The sequence below is a fragment of the Clostridium sp. AM43-3BH genome (genome assembly GCF_003479985.1).
In the GTDB taxonomy this organism is placed as follows: Bacteria; Bacillota; Clostridia; order Lachnospirales; family Lachnospiraceae; genus Otoolea; species Otoolea fessa.
Map to the genome: position 1 here is coordinate 334,069 of NZ_QUIH01000001.1, position 15,493 is coordinate 349,561.

The following is a 15,493-nucleotide window of genomic DNA, read 5'->3' on the forward strand; positions in this document are numbered from 1 at the left end:
CTGGCGGGAATGGCTTTCTGTATGCAGAGGAGAGGCACGCAGGAGGACAATCAATGAAAAAAGAAACAGAGAAACCAGTAAAAAGTTCTGAACCGACCGCTGGATGGCGTCTTACCATGAAAGATATCCCTGAAAAAGACCGCCCCTACGAAAAATGTGAGAGGGAGGGAGTTGGGGCACTGACGGACGCCGAGCTTTTAGCGATCCTTATCCGGACCGGAAACCGGCAGGAGTCGGCACTTTCCCTGGCAACCCGGATTCTGGCGCAGGCGCAGCCGCCGGGGATTTTAGGGCTTTTGCATCTGACTCTTCCAGAACTGATGGAGCAGAAAGGAATCGGCAGGGTCAAGGGAATCGAACTTTTGTGTGTGGGAGAACTGTCACAGCGGATCTGGCGCACCTTGACGCTTTCAGAAGCGCCTGCGTTTACGGCGCCGGAGGCGATCGCCGCTTTTTATATGGAGGAAATGCGTCACAAAGAGCAGGAAGAGATGCACCTGATGATCCTCAATACGAAGCAGAGGCTGATTCGGGATATCCTGCTGTTTCGGGGAACCTTCAATCACTCTCCGGCGTCTCCGAGGGAGATATTTATCGAGGCGCTGCGCTATCATGCAGCCAGCATCGTTTTAGTACATAATCATCCGAGCGGGGATCCTACCCCCAGTGCGGAGGATCGGCGGACGACCGTCCGGATTCAGGAGGCGGGCGCTATGCTGGGAATCCGGCTTTTGGATCATGTGATTATCGGCGAACAAGCCTATTTTAGTTTCAAAGAACGGGGAATACTATCATTATGAAAAACAGCAAGTATATTCTGGCAGGTATGTCAGCCTTCTGTCTTGTGCTGATTACAGCAACGTCTATCAAATCAAGCTTTCTGATGCCGCTTCGGACGGGTGTCGGTTTTGTTCTGGTACCGCTGCAGTCAGGCGTCAACGCGATCGGCACAGGTCTCTACAATGCGCTTGAAAATTTTTCCTCCCTGCGGGAGGCGCAGGAGGAGAACAAAAATCTCCAGATGCGTCTGGATCAGATGGTGGAAGAGAACAACCGCTTGCAGTCGGAGCTTTACGAGTTAGACCGTCTCAGAGAGCTGTATCAGCTTGATCAGGAATATATGCAGTATAAAAAAATAGCCGCCCGTGTCATTGCAAAGGACTCTGGAAACTGGTTTCAGGTATTCCGGATCGACAAGGGAGCGGACGATGGCATCCAGGAAGATATGAACGTCATGGCAGGCGGCGGACTGGTCGGTATTGTAACCGATGTCGGGGCAAACTATGCAACTGTCCGCGCGATCATCGATGACGACAGCAACGTCAGCGGCATGTCCCTGCGGACTGGCGATACCTGTAATGTATCCGGCAACCTGACGCTTTACCAGGATGGACGGCTGGGACTTGACCATATCAAGAAAGAGGCAGATATCCAGGAGGGAGACAAGATCGTGACCTCCAACATCAGTGATATTTTCCTGCCGGGCATTCTCATCGGTTATGCCTCCGGGCTGACGACCGATGCCAACAACGTAACAAAATCCGGTACAATCATTCCAGTTGCAGATTTTGATAACCTGCAGGAGGTACTGGTAATCACCCAGCTGAAAAATGGGGATGGAGGCGACAATAATGCGGAAGCTGCTGATTAACCTTGTCATGCTGATTCTGGCATTCACGATCCAGATCTGCGTGTTCCCACAGATCGCCTTCTTATCTTCGGCTCCGAACCTGCTGCTGATTGTGGTGTTTGTGTGCAGCTTCATCGAGGGGCGCGAGCGGGGGATGTTCTACGGGCTGGTGGCAGGTCTTTTTATGGATCTGTTTTACAGTGGACCATTTGGCTTTTATACACTGTTTTTCATCAATCTGGGGTATGTCAGTGGAATCTGCAACAAGTATTATTATGAAGACTACATCACGCTGCCGCTGCTTTTGAGCCTGGCAAGTGATTTAATCTATAACCTGTACATCTATGTATTCCGGTTCCTGATACGGAATCGTCTGAATTTTGGGCATTATCTGGTCTCCATCATTATCCCGGAGATCATATTTACCACGGTTACGACGCTTGTCGTATACCGGTTTTTCCTTTTTATCAACCGGAAACTGAAAGAATGGGAACAAAGGAGAGATTCGAACATTGTTTGATGACCTGAAAGAATATCTGCGAGAATGGTTCAAAAAAGTGATTACCTCCCGGCTTTTTGTCCTGGCGGTTGTGTTCTGCCTGATGTCGTCCGCATTGGTGATGCGGTTGTTCAACCTGCAGATCATCAAGGGCGAAGAGTATCAGGATGCATATACAGCGATGACGGAAAAAGTCATAAAGACTGCCAGCACGCGGGGTAATATCTACGATCGGAACGGCAATGTGCTGGCGTACAACGAACTGGCATACGACGTTACCATACAGGATACCGGTGCGTACAAGACGGATGCACAGTGGAACACGATGCTCTACGATCTGGTATCGATCTTGAATAAACACGGTGAGAGCGCACAGACCAGTTTAGAGCTTACGCTCGATCACGATGGAAATGTCGTGTATACCTCCGAGACACAGTCCGGACGCAAGCGATTCCTGCGTGATTATTATGGTCTTAAAAATGTGGATGAGATGGACGATTCAGATGGAAAATACCCGTCCGACATTTCAGCGCCAGATCTGCTGGAGCGGATGAAAAAGGAGTACCACCTGACACTCGGTGACGATAAGAACCGGGACGGGCGCCCGCTTGACAAAGACGGCAATCCCATCGATGTTTCGGATGAGGTGGCGCTGCAGATCGTCGGTATCCGCTACACGATGCGTTTTACCGCGTTCCAGAAGTACGAATCTACAACGATCGCGACGGATATCAGCGATGAGACCGTTGCAGACATTTTAGAGCACGCAGCCGATCTGGTGGGCGTCAATATACAGGAATCGACGATCCGTGTGTACAATGAAAGCATCTACTTTGCGCCGATCATTGGATATACGGGAAAAGTAACGAGCGAACGTCTGGAGGAGTTAAAGACGGTCAACGATGACTATGAGTTAAATGATGTCGTAGGCCGTACCGGCATCGAATCCTCGATGGAGCTGGAATTAAAGGGTAAGAAAGGTTCCCAGACGGCATATGTAGATAACGTCGGAAGAATCCTAAGCGTGACCGGGGAAGTCGCACCGGTGGCAGGCAACGATATCTGGCTGACCCTCGATCTGAACCTTCAGAAGGGTATTTACCACATTCTGGAGAAGCAGCTGGCGGGCGTCTTGTTAAAGACGATTGTCAACCAGGATGAGAAAGATATCGCTTATATCGATTCTTCCAGTATTAAGATACCGATCAAGAAGGCATACTTCCAGCTGATCAACAACAACGTCCTCTCGATTGACAATTTCGCTTCCGAAGAGGCATCCGATGTGGAACAGCAGATTTATCAGAAGTACGAGAGCTCACGCGTGCGGATTGAACAGGAACTGCGGGGTGAACTGCAGTCTGAAAATGCAACGCCGATGAACGCGCTGTCAGAGGAAATGCAGGCATATATGCAGTATATCTATTCGTATCTTTCTTCCAGCAATAAGGCGATTGTCCAGCGTGATGCGATCGATACGTCCAGTGACATGTATCAGGCGTGGAAGAACGGTACGATCAGTCTGCGGGAATACTTATATTATGGAATTGCCAACAACTGGATCGATACGACGAAGCTGGACATACAGAGCCGGTATTCGAATGCGGACGATGTCTTCACGGCACTGCTGGACGACTGTTTCCGCGATCTGGAACAGGATCCGGCATTCGAGAAACTGATTTATCAGTATTTAATCAATAACAATGTTGTGACCGGGCGCGAGCTCTGCATGGCGCTCTATTCCCAGAATGTGCTTGCATACGATGAGAATGAGGTCAACCTGCTGCGTGTCAGCGGGGAAGAATATGCGTACCAGTTCCTGATGAATAAGATCCGCAATATTGAGATCACACCGGCGCAGCTGGCACTTGACCCGTGTACGGCGAGCTGTGTCGTGACGAGCGCGAAGACTGGCGAGGTGCTGGCACTGGTATCTTATCCAAGCTATGACAACAACCGGATTTCGGACAGCACCTATTTTGCCCAGCTAAATGCCGATCAGTCGCTGCCGCTGCGAAACAATGCGACGCAGACGCTGAAAGCACCAGGCTCCACCTTTAAGCCGATCACGGCGATTGCAGGTCTGGAAGAGGGGGCAATCACGCTTTCTGATATGATTAACTGTACCGGTATTTATGAGGAAGTCAGCAATCCGATCCGATGCTGGAAATATCCAGGCTTCCACGGACCGTTAAACGTCGTGGGAGGTATCGAAAATTCCTGTAACTATTTCTTCTCGGAGGTGGCGCACCGCCTGTCCACAGAGACAGATGGAAGCTACAAACCGGAGAAAGGTCTGGAGACGCTGAAAAAATATGCGACCATGTTCGGTTTGGACCGGACTTCGGGCATTGAAATCTCGGAGGCGACGCCGTCGATCAGTGATACCGATCCGGAGCGTTCCAGTATGGGACAGGGTACGCACCAGTTTGCGAGCGTGCAGCTTGCCCGCTATGTGACGGCGCTTGCCAACCGCGGCACGGTCTATGATCTGAGCTTGATTGATAAGGAGACGGATTCCCAGGGTAATCTGGTCAAGGATTATTCGCCGGCTGTGGCGTCAACCCTTGATTTCCAGACAAGCACCTGGGATGCAGTCCAACAAGGTATGCGCCAGGTAGTTACCAACAGTTCGACCAAGCGCGTGTTTGATGGTCTGGACGTACACGTGGCCGGTAAGACCGGTACGGCGCAGGAGTCCCAGAAACGGGGCAACCACGCGTTCTTTATTTCGTTTGCACCGTATGAGAATCCGGAAATTTCGGTGACGGTCAGTATCCCGAATGGATATTCTTCTTCGAATGCGGCGATGGTGGCAAAACACGTATATCGTTACTTCTATGGCTATGCGAGTCTGGATGATATCCTGAATTCAGGAGCATTGGATGCGTCCAATGAACGAATCAATGGAGATTAAGAGGTGATGGAACTATGAAAAGTTCCGTAGTAATAAAGGGATGTAAGTCCGGTATGACGGTAATTCTGAATCCGGACACCCCCTTTGAACAGTTACTGGAGGATGTAGGGAAAAAGTTTAAAGAAAGTGAAAAATTCTGGGGATCCGCCCAGATGACGCTGACCCTGGAGGGGAGAGAACTGACCCCAATCGAGGAACTGCAGGTGACGGATGCGATTACCGCCAATTCCCAGATAGAGATTCTCTGTTTGCTGGATACTGACGCTAACCGCATCGCCCGCTGTGAAAAGGCGCTGACCGAGCGGCTGATGGAGCTGACTGCCCGGACGGGACAATTCTATAAGGGTAATTTATCCCGGGGCGATCTGCTGGAATCCGATGCGAGCATCGTGATCATCGGGGATGTGGAGCGCGGCGCGCGTGTCAGCGCACGGGGCAATATCGTCGTCCTCGGCACGCTGGCGGGTTCCGCCCATGCTGGGGCGGCGGGAAGTGAGGACGCGGTGATCACCGCGCTGGAGATGTCGCCGATGCACCTTCGGATTGCTGATCTGACAGCCAAAACGCGCAGTCAGGGTAAAAAGATGGGGCGCGGACCGATGATTGCATCGGTATCCGGTGGAAACATTGACGTAGAATCGGTCAAAAAAAGTTTTTTAGATTATTTTCATTTTATTTAGCGTATTTAATGGATTTAAGACTGGAATTATTCTACTTTTTAGAGTAGAATAAAATGGTAAAACAGAATACAGGAGGATGTTCCTATGAGCGAAGTTATCGTTATTACTTCCGGAAAAGGAGGCGTCGGCAAAACGACAACCTCAGCGAACGTCGGCACCGGGCTTGCCATGCTTGGCAAACGGGTGGTTCTCATCGACACCGATATCGGTCTGAGAAACTTGGATGTCGTCATGGGACTGGAAAACCGGATTATCTACAATCTGGTCGATGTGATCGAGGGAAACTGCCGGATGAAGCAGGCGCTGATTCGAGACAAAAGATATCCTGACCTGTTCTTATTACCTTCCGCCCAGACGCGGGACAAGTCGTCCGTGAGTCCGGGGCAGATGATAAAATTAGTAGAAGACTTAAGAGAAGAGTTTGATTACATACTGCTTGACTGTCCCGCCGGGATTGAGCAGGGCTTTCGCAATGCGATCGCCGGGGCGGACCGGGCGCTGATTGTCACGACACCGGAGGTATCCGCGATAAGGGATGCTGACCGGATCATCGGACTTTTAGAAGCATCCGGGGTCGGGCGTATGGACCTGATCATCAACCGGATCCGGAGCGATATGGTGCGCCGGGGCGATATGATGTCGGTGGATGATGTGATGGATATTCTGTCTGTCCCTGTGATTGGCACAGTCCCGGACGATGAGGATATCGTTATATCCACGAATCAGGGCGAACCGCTGGTCGGCATGAATGGATATGCCGGGCAGGCATATTTAAACATATGCAAACGAATACTTGGAGAATCGGTACCATTTATACAGCTTGATGCGTCTCCGGGCTTCTGGTCCCGGATATCCGGCTTCCTCAAACGTGCATAGGAGGGGACGCTATGATTCTGATTGCAGAACTGTTTACGAAAAAGAATTCCGGCGAGATAGCCAGAAAGCGTTTAAAACACCTTCTGACTGCCGATCGGGCGGGCTGTTCGCCGGAACTTCTGGATCTGATTCGCGCAGATTTCCTGAGGAGCGTGTCACGTTATCTGGAGATTGATCCGGGGGATGTGACACTCCGGATTCTGAGGACATCCTCAGAACAGCCGGCGGAGGTATTCCCGGCGGTCTGTGCGTCGGTGCCGGTTCTTACTTTAAGGAGCCATTTACAGCATGATATTCGATTACCAATTTAGAAATTACAACTTTCGAGCCCTCATTTATATGATTCTGCTGAGTGTTCTCGGCATTTTGGTTGTCGGGAGCGCCAGCAATCAGGACCGTTCCTCTGTGATAAAACAGATTATCGGAGTGGTTGTATCCCTGATTATCTGTCTGGTTCTGTCTTTGATTGATTACCATCAGTATTTCCGATTTACCACGCTTATCTATGTGGTCTGTGCCGGAATGCTGGCGGCAGTTCTTTTGTTTGGACGTACCACCAAGGGCGCGACCCGCTGGCTGCGGATCGGCGGGATTCAGATCCAGCCGTCCGAGTTTGTAAAGATCGGTCTGATCCTCATCCTGGCGAATTTTCTTTCCAGAAACCGGGATAAAATCAATGAGCCAAAGACATTGGGGATGACGGCGCTTATCTGTGTCCTTCCGGTCGGCATGGTATATTTACAGCCGAACCTTTCCACCACCATCGTCATCTGCTTCATGATTCTGTGCATGGTTTATGTAGCCGGTATCAGTTACAAATGGATTGCCGGTGCGGTGGCGGTCGGGGTACCTGGATTTGCGGCGCTTATCTATCTGTCGCTGCAGGGATTCATCCCGTTTCTCCAGAAATACCAGGCACAGCGTATCATGGGAAAGATTTTCCACAGCAGCAGTGAATTTACGGATCTGAACCGTCAGCAGGATAACTCCATGATGGCGATCGGCTCCGGGCAGCTACGCGGCAAGGGGCTTTTTAACAACACATTAAGCTCCGTCAAGAATGGAAATTTCCTCTCGGAGGAACAGACGGACTTTATCTTCGCTGTTATCGGAGAGGAGCTTGGGTTTGTCGGCGGCGTGGCGGTCATTGCCCTCTATGCGCTGCTGGTGTATGAGTGCCTCTGGATTGCGGCGCGCGCGAAGGACACAGCTGGACGTCTGATTGCATCGGGCATGGCGGCGCTTCTGGCGTTCCAGAGTTTTGCCAACATTGCGGTAGCCACGGGAATCTTCCCGAACACGGGTCTTCCGCTTCCTTTCATAAGCTCCGGACTTAGTTCGCTGCTCAGTATGTTTATCGGAATGGGAGTTGTTCTCAATGTTGGATTGCAACGAAATAACGTAACCGTTCAGTAAGTACATGCATGGACTGTGAAGCTGCATGGAAATTGAATTTTATGGTTATGAAAAATAGGAATCATTAAGGAGGCAGGTATAGATGTATATCGGGTTAATCGCACATGATGCGAAGAAAAAACTGATGCAGAACTTCTGTATCGCATATCGCGGCATCCTGAGCAAGCATGAACTCTATGCGACAGGAACGACAGGCCGCCTGATTGAGGAGGTTACGAATCTGACCCTCCATAAATATCTGCCGGGTCATCTGGGAGGTTCCCAGCAGCTCGGCGCACAGATCGAACACAATCAGATCGATCTGCTGATTTTCCTGCGCGATCCGTTGGCGCCGAAGCCGCATGAGCCAGATGTTAATGATGTTGTCCGCCTCTGTGATATTCACAATATCCCGATGGCGACAAACCTGGCGACGGCAGAGCTTCTCGTCAAGGCGCTTGACCGCGGCGATATGGAATGGCGGGAGATGTACAAATGAGAAAACAGACAATCGGACTTGCGGGCGCACTGATGCTTTGCGGTATTAGCATGCTGACCGGCTGTGGTGCCCGCGGTCTGGAACAGGCATATTCATTTCAAGAACGGGAAGCGCAGATGACGCCAGCGGCAGGTGCCGGGCTGGCGCCCTTTTTTGCGTCTTCTCTCTGCGTACCGGAATCTGCAGACGGCGATATTGCTCCAGATGATGCGGTGACGGCGCAGGCGGGCGCATTGTTTGATGTGACCGACTCCAGCGTTATATATGGTAAGAACATCTATGACCAGATGTACCCGGCGAGCATCACGAAGGTAATGACGGCGATCATCGCGATCGAGGAAGGCAATCTTTCCGATGCGGTGACGGCAAATGACGATGTCGTGATCCGCGAGGCAGGCGCTTCGATGGCAGGCATCAAGCCGGGCGATACCTTTACGCTGGAGCAGCTCTTATACGGACTGATGATTCCGTCCGGCAACGATGCAGCCAATGCGATTGCGGATCATATCGCCGGAAGCACGGATGCGTTTGTGGAGAAGATGAATGCGAAAGCGAAGGAACTCGGTGCGACCCACACGCATTTTGTCAATGCAAATGGTCTGCACAGCACCGACCACTATACAACGGCATATGATCTCTATCTGATTTTCAACGAGGCGCTTAAACTGCCGCTGTTTTGTGAGATCATTAACGCGCAGTCTTATACAGCTGATTATACCGATGCAAATGGAGCCGCAAAACAGCAGGTCTGGAAGGTTGGCAACTGGTATCTGAAGGGAGACCGCGAGGCACCGGAGGGAGTGACTGTCTTAGGCGGCAAAACCGGCACCACACAGGCGGCTGGCTACTGCCTGATCATGGCGAGCGATGGGGACGATGGCAAGGAATATATATCGGTTGTGCTAAAATCTGCAAATCGTCCGTCACTTTATGACAATATGACGGAAATTTTGACTAAAATTTCAAATAAGTGATTGCAATATTTATAAATTTATACTATAATTATTTATACAATAAAAGATTTTACATACAACTTAAATAAACTCAAGGAGGAGATTGTTATGGTTCAGATCATCGCAGGAGCAAAGGGAAAAGGAAAAACTAAATATTTACTCGATATGGCGAACACGGCTGTCAAAGAAGCCAAGGGTTCCGTTGTCTATCTGGATAAGAGTTCCAAACATATGTATGAGTTGAATAACCAGATTCGCCTTATCAATGTACAGGAATATCCGATTGATACCAGCGATGGATTTATCGGATTTATTTGTGGTATTATCTGCCAGGATCATGATCTGGAGCAGATGTATCTTGACAGCTTCCTGAAACTTGCCTGCCTCGAGGGAGCGGATATTGAAGAGACCTACAAGACGCTGGAGACCATCAGTGAGAAATATCATGTAAAATTTGTTTTAAGCATATCCATGAATGCAGCCGATCTTCCAGAGTGCGCGAAAGAAAGTGTTGTAGTATCTTTATAAGAGATTCAAAATAAACGAAACCGCAGCTGTCAGCGCAGGGCGGAGACAGGAGACTGTCCGATTCATCTGAAAAAGGAGAATTGGATGGTCTCTTTTTTTTCTAATTTTCTAGTTTGGGCTCAAAACCATCTTTCCACATTTTCATTGAAATGCTTCTTTTGCAGGTACCACCTTTGGGAAAAAATAGATATGCTTTTACATTTTTTCAAAACTGAAAGGATTTCCTATCATATATATGAATTTTTTGCATTAAATGAAAAAATTACAAAATATACTGAAAAATAATTGTAAAAATTTGATTTATACGGTATAATGACACATGTCGGGAGACAAAGGATTATGATACATCTATTTGTGAGATAGATACAAAAGTATACGGAAATCATTTAAAAGACAGGAAGGAAAATACTATGAATGCAGAATTTTACCAAGGGAACCGACAGCGGCTGTATGACAGCCTTCCGGATCACACCCTGCTTCTCCTGTTTTCCGGTTCTTCCATCCGAAAGACAGCCGATGAAAATTATCCGTTTTATGCCGATCGGAGTTTTCTCTATCTGACCGGCATTGGGCAGGAACACACAGTCCTGATGGCAGAGAAAGACGGAGAAGAGGTACAGGAAACACTTTACATACTTCCGCCGGATATGCTGGCAGAGCGGTGGACCGGGAAGCGGTTCACACCGGAGGAGGCCAGGGCGCGATCCGGGGCCGCGCAGATCGCATCGAGCGGCGAGTGGGAAAACCGTCTGAAACTTCTGATGCGGAGCGGACGGTTTGAGCGGATTGCGATGGATCTGTACCGGCACGATCCGGAGGATGCAGATACCGAGAGTATCCGGATGGCACGGAGACTTAGAAAGTGGTACCCGGCAGCCACACTCACGGATATTTCCCGTCAGATACGCCGCCAGCGCACCATCAAGCAGCCGTGTGAGATCGAGGCGATGCGGGAGGCAGTCAAGATTACGAGGGACGGCATTCTGGCGATGATGAAGGCATCAAAGCCGGGAATGTACGAATACCAGTATAAAGCCGAATTCGACTACGCACTGGCGCAGCACGGATGCCTTGCACCGGCATTTCCGAGTATCATTTCCGCGGGAGCCAATAATTTCTGTATTCACTATTATGAGTACACAGGGCAGGCGAAGGACGGCGATATGATTCTCAACGACGTAGGCGCCCAGTACGACCACCTCTTCAATGATGTATCGCGCGGCTGGCCGTGCAACGGAAAGTTTTCCGAACGGCAGCGACTTCTTTACACATGTGCATACCGGACTTCGCAGCACATGTTCTCTATCATCCGGCCGGGAATGAAGATGGCAGACGTGGACCGGCTGGCGAGGGAATACAATTTCGAACAGCTCAAAGCGATCGGCTTATGTGACCGGTATGAGGATGTCGGCAGATATATCTGGCACGGCGGCGCCCACCATGTTGGCTGGGACACACATGATCTGGTCGATGTCGATATCGTAGAGCCGGGTATGGTTTTCTGCGTGGATATCGGCATCTACTGCGAGGAATGGGGCATCGGCTTCCGCCTCGAGGATAACTGCCTGGTAACGGAGGATAGCTGTGAGAATCTGACAGCATCCATCCCCAGAACGATAGAGGAAATAGAATCAGTGATGGGAGGAGAGTAAGCATGGAACAGTTACTTGCGTATATGCAGAAAGAGCACCTGGATGGCATGTTCATCAGCCGCCCGGTCAATGTAAAGTATGTCAGCCATTATACCGGCGAAGATTCCTGGCTTTTTATCACGGAGCAGGAAAAATTCTTTCTGACAGATCCGCGCTACACCGAGCAGGTTTCCTATGAGTGCCCGGATTACACGATTTTGAACTGGAGAGATACCTATGGTTCCATCGGAAAGGCACTTGCCTACGCGGCGGAAAAGGTTGGGGCAAAGACGATCGGCTTTGAAGCAGCCCACCTGACCGTTGAACAGTACCAGAACCTCCAGTCGGAGGTAAAAGCAGAGCTGGTACCGGCGGACGGCATCATTGAGGAGTTCCGCTCCATCAAGAGGCCGGAAGAGATTGAGTGCCTGCGTATCTCCTGTGATATTGCTTCAAGGGCATATGAAAAGATCCAGAAGGATATCCGGGTCGGCATTACCGAGAAAGAGCTGGCGGCGCGTTTAAGCCTCTATATGGTTCTGGAGGGCGCGGATACACAGCCATACGGCAATATCCTCATCTCCGGTGCGAGAACATCCCTGCTTCATGGAATTCCGTCCCAGAAGGCGATTGAATACGGCGATCTGGTCCTGATGGATTATGGATGCCAGTATCATGGTTATTTATCTGATATGACGCGTACCCTGGTAGTCGGACGCGCAACGCCGAAGCAGAAGGAAGTCTACAAGATTGAGCAGCAGATGGTCGCTGCGGTGGAAGGATTCTTAAAAGACGGTGTTTCGGCATCGGATGCATATTATGAATCCACGAGGATCATCGAGGGGACCGAGTATTTTCCGTATCACTACACAGGAATCGGACACGGCGTCGGCATGTTTGTCCATGAGATTCCATTTATGAGTCCTGTTTCCAAAAATATCGTGCATGCCAATAACGTCATGACCGTGGAACCGGGTATCTACATTCCGGGATGGGGCGGCATCCGCATCGAGGATCAGCTTCTCATCACGGAGACAGGCAATGAAAATCTGATCAGCGCCACCAAGGAGCTGATTGAGCTTTAATAAAAGAGGACAAGGAGGAATATTATGAGAAAAAACAAACTACTTGCACTGGGATTAGCTGCACTGATGGCAGCGAGTGTAGCGGGCTGTTCCACTCCGAGCGCTTCGGTGGATGATACGAAGGCAGCTGAATCGGGAAGTGACAGTTCCCAGAGCGCAGCAGCGGGCGAAAAGATTTTCCGTTATTCCAACACGGCGGATATCGCGACGATTGACCCTGATAAGACAAACTCCGTAGCAGACGCGACCGTCTCCTATCATATCTATGATGGTCTGTACCGCAACGTACAGGGCGAGCTTCAGCCGGCAACCGCTGAGAGCTATGAAGTCAGCGATGATGGTCTCGTATATACTTTCAAACTCCGTCAGGATACAAAGTGGAGTGATGGACAGACTGTTACGGCTAAGGATTATGAGTACGGTATGAAGCGTCTCTGCGATCCGGCAGCAGCCTGCCCTGCCAGCTATCTGGGTGCTGTTTTAAAGAACGGTGCCAAGGTCAGTGAGGGTGAACTTCCGGTGGATGAACTGGGAGTCAAGGCACTGGATGACTTTACCCTGGAGATTACGCTTGAGAATCCGGCTGATTACTTTGTCAGCATGACAAGCATGAGTGCATTTATGCCGGTACGTGAAGACCTGGTTGAGAAATATGGCAATGAGTTCGGCGGAAGTGCCGATAAACAGGTTTACAATGGACCGTTCGTTGTAAGTGAATACAGTAACGGCAAGGTAGAACTGACGAAGAATCCGGATTACTATGACAATGAAAAGATCAGTCTGGACGGCGTTGAGATTCTGACCGTAGCCGATCAGACTACTGCTGTTTCGATGTTCGATGCAGGCGAGCTGGATCTGGCAGAGGTTCCGACCGAGCTGGCAGCGCAGTATGAAGGCAAGACACAGTCCTACTACAGCGGCGCAGATGATTATGCGGCACTGAATCACCGGAATAAATATCTGGCAAACAAGAACCTGCGTCTGGCGATGAACTACGCAGTCAACCGTGAAGAATACATTCTTCTGACCCACAATGGCTTATATCAGGCTAACCAGAGATATGTGCTTCCGCAGGTTCGCGGCGTGGACGGCGAGTACGGCACCGAGTATCCGTTAGAGGCATTCCCACTTCAGGGTGATATGGATAAGGCAAAAGAGTATCTGGATACGGCATTATCTGAATTAGGTCTTTCCAGTGCTTCTGATATTTCCCTGAAACTGGTTGTATCCGATTCTGACACAGCGAAGAAAGAGGCAGAGGTTGTTGCAAACCAGTGGAAGAACAACCTGGGTATCAACGTAGATATCAACATGGTTCCGTACGCAACGAAAAACGCACTCCTGGTTCCGGACAGTGATGAGTACGATATCATCATGAGCGGCTGGGCACCGGATTACTCTGACCCGTACAGCTACCTGGAGCTCTGGTACAGCACCTCCGGCTACAACTACTTAAATTACCACAGTGATGAATACGATAAGTACATCGACGCTTCCAAGACAACTTCCGGTAAAGAGCGTATGGACAATCTGTTCAATGCAGAGAAGACACTCCTGGAAGACGGCGCACTGGTAGCGCTTCAGTTAAGAGAGGTTCCGTATATGGTATCTGACCGTGTACAGAATCTGGGCGCATACTTTGTTGGACTGAACTATGACTATATGTATGTGGACATCACAAACTAATCCATCATCTATCCAAAACATATTGAAAAACCTTAGAAGATGATTGAAGCACCTGCGCTTCAGGATCCGGCGGAAACCGGATTTCTGAAGCGCAGTACATATCCGGTGGCTGCTTGGCGGATGAATGAGCCGTAACCGGCGGCCGGAACAACCGGATTTGGGATGTTCCCGTAGTTAAAGGAGCGTGAACCTATGAAAAAATATATACTGAAGCGGGTGGGAATATCCATTGTGACTGTGTTTGTTCTCGTATCCGTTGTATTTTTCCTGGCAAGGCTGATGCCGGGCGGACCGTTCAATGATCCGAAAATGTCAGCAACCGCAAAGGCCAATTTAAGTGCCTACTACGGATTCGATAAACCTTTACTCCAGCAGTATCTGACATATCTGAATAATCTGATTCATGGAAATTTCGGTTTTTCTACCAAATATCCGAGCCGTACCGTCAATGACCTGTTAGCAGGCGCATTTCCGTATTCGGCAGACCTTGGTATCCGCGCATTATGTTTTGCGATTTCCTTTGGTCTTGTATTTGGTATTATTTCTGCATTAAACCGTGGCAATAAAATTGATTTAATCTTTGTGATTGTAGCTGTATTTGGTACAAGTGTCCCGGACTTTATCATGGGCGCGCTGCTGCAGCATTTCTTTGCAGTCAAATGGGGGCTGTTCCCGATCGCGCAGTACAAGGGCTTCGCCTACACGATCCTGCCGTCGATCGGACTGGGATTCTACACGATGGCATCCGTCTCGCGTATCATGCGTGCGAGTATGCTGGAGGTAGTCCAGCAGGATTACATCAAGACGGCGCGCTCGAAGGGCATTTCCAAGTTCCGTGTGACCTGGAAGCATCAGATCCGGAACGCGATCATGCCGGTTGTTACGATCCTCGGTCCGACGGTAGCAGCCGTTCTGACCGGTACATTTGTTATCGAGTCCCTGTTTGCTATCCCCGGCATGGGTAAATATTATGTTGAGAGTGTGCAGAACAACGATTACTCCCTGATCCTTGGCATGACGGCGTTTTACGGCACATTTCTGGTATTCTGCAACATGGTAGTTGATATTCTGTATGGCGTGATCGATCCGAGAGTGCGGATCGGCGGAAAGTAGGTGG

At 49.9% G+C, this 15,493-nt stretch carries 15 protein-coding genes; all 15 read left to right on the forward strand.

Annotated features, from left to right (window positions below):
• The first annotated feature begins 53 nt into the window (after window positions 1–53).
• The 15 genes from radC (at window position 54) to DW931_RS01485 (ending at window position 15,489) form a co-directional block, all read left to right on the forward strand.
• Window positions 54–800 (forward strand): DNA repair protein RadC, encoded by a 747-nt coding sequence (gene radC, locus DW931_RS01415; RefSeq protein WP_118293696.1) that lies wholly within the window; start codon window positions 54–56, stop codon window positions 798–800.
• Window positions 797–1,651, forward strand: a complete 855-nt coding sequence (gene mreC, locus DW931_RS01420) for a rod shape-determining protein MreC (RefSeq protein ID WP_106999850.1) — start codon at window positions 797–799, stop codon at window positions 1,649–1,651. The genes radC and mreC overlap by 4 nt, the downstream gene beginning before the upstream one ends.
• Complete coding sequence (gene mreD / locus DW931_RS01425) at window positions 1,632–2,150, forward strand: rod shape-determining protein MreD (protein WP_022359512.1); 519 nt, start codon at window positions 1,632–1,634, stop codon at window positions 2,148–2,150. The genes mreC and mreD overlap by 20 nt, the downstream gene beginning before the upstream one ends.
• Window positions 2,143–5,043, forward strand: coding sequence for a penicillin-binding transpeptidase domain-containing protein (locus DW931_RS01430; protein WP_118293697.1), 2,901 nt, complete (start codon window positions 2,143–2,145; stop codon window positions 5,041–5,043). The genes mreD and DW931_RS01430 overlap by 8 nt, the downstream gene beginning before the upstream one ends.
• Before the next feature lie 14 nt (window positions 5,044–5,057).
• The gene (locus DW931_RS01435; RefSeq protein WP_117795354.1) at window positions 5,058–5,723 is read left to right on the forward strand and encodes a septum site-determining protein MinC; all 666 of its coding nucleotides are present in this window, start codon (window positions 5,058–5,060) and stop codon (window positions 5,721–5,723) included.
• Between the two features lie 84 nt (window positions 5,724–5,807).
• Window positions 5,808–6,599 carry a septum site-determining protein MinD gene (gene minD, locus DW931_RS01440; protein ID WP_022359515.1) on the forward strand — a complete coding sequence of 264 codons (792 nt, stop codon included), beginning with the start codon at window positions 5,808–5,810 and terminating at the stop codon, window positions 6,597–6,599.
• 11 nt (window positions 6,600–6,610) lie between these two features.
• Window positions 6,611–6,910 (forward strand): cell division topological specificity factor MinE, encoded by a 300-nt coding sequence (locus DW931_RS01445; RefSeq protein WP_022359516.1) that lies wholly within the window; start codon window positions 6,611–6,613, stop codon window positions 6,908–6,910.
• A gap of 28 nt (window positions 6,911–6,938) precedes the next feature.
• Window positions 6,939–8,015: an FtsW/RodA/SpoVE family cell cycle protein gene (locus tag DW931_RS01450; RefSeq protein ID WP_338108838.1), complete on the forward strand. Its 1,077-nt coding sequence runs from the start codon at window positions 6,939–6,941 to the stop codon at window positions 8,013–8,015.
• An 82-nt stretch (window positions 8,016–8,097) separates the two neighbouring features.
• Complete coding sequence (locus tag DW931_RS01455) at window positions 8,098–8,493, forward strand: methylglyoxal synthase (protein WP_022359519.1); 396 nt, start codon at window positions 8,098–8,100, stop codon at window positions 8,491–8,493.
• Window positions 8,490–9,467 (forward strand): serine hydrolase, encoded by a 978-nt coding sequence (locus tag DW931_RS01460; protein ID WP_182426208.1) that lies wholly within the window; start codon window positions 8,490–8,492, stop codon window positions 9,465–9,467. Before DW931_RS01455 ends, DW931_RS01460 begins: the two co-directional genes overlap by 4 nt.
• An 87-nt stretch (window positions 9,468–9,554) precedes the next feature.
• Window positions 9,555–9,974, forward strand: coding sequence for a hypothetical protein (locus DW931_RS01465; protein ID WP_022359521.1), 420 nt, complete (start codon window positions 9,555–9,557; stop codon window positions 9,972–9,974).
• A 410-nt stretch (window positions 9,975–10,384) separates the two neighbouring features.
• Window positions 10,385–11,626: an aminopeptidase P N-terminal domain-containing protein gene (locus tag DW931_RS01470; RefSeq protein WP_022359522.1), complete on the forward strand. Its 1,242-nt coding sequence runs from the start codon at window positions 10,385–10,387 to the stop codon at window positions 11,624–11,626.
• 2 nt (window positions 11,627–11,628) lie between these two features.
• Window positions 11,629–12,690, forward strand: coding sequence for a Xaa-Pro peptidase family protein (locus DW931_RS01475; RefSeq protein ID WP_118293699.1), 1,062 nt, complete (start codon window positions 11,629–11,631; stop codon window positions 12,688–12,690).
• 24 nt (window positions 12,691–12,714) lie between these two features.
• The gene (locus DW931_RS01480) at window positions 12,715–14,376 is read left to right on the forward strand and encodes a peptide ABC transporter substrate-binding protein (protein ID WP_118293700.1); all 1,662 of its coding nucleotides are present in this window, start codon (window positions 12,715–12,717) and stop codon (window positions 14,374–14,376) included.
• A 192-nt stretch (window positions 14,377–14,568) separates the two neighbouring features.
• On the forward strand, window positions 14,569–15,489 hold the full coding sequence (locus DW931_RS01485) for an ABC transporter permease (RefSeq protein WP_117795360.1): 921 nt from the start codon (window positions 14,569–14,571) through the stop codon (window positions 15,487–15,489).
• Window positions 15,490–15,493 lie beyond the last annotated feature (4 nt).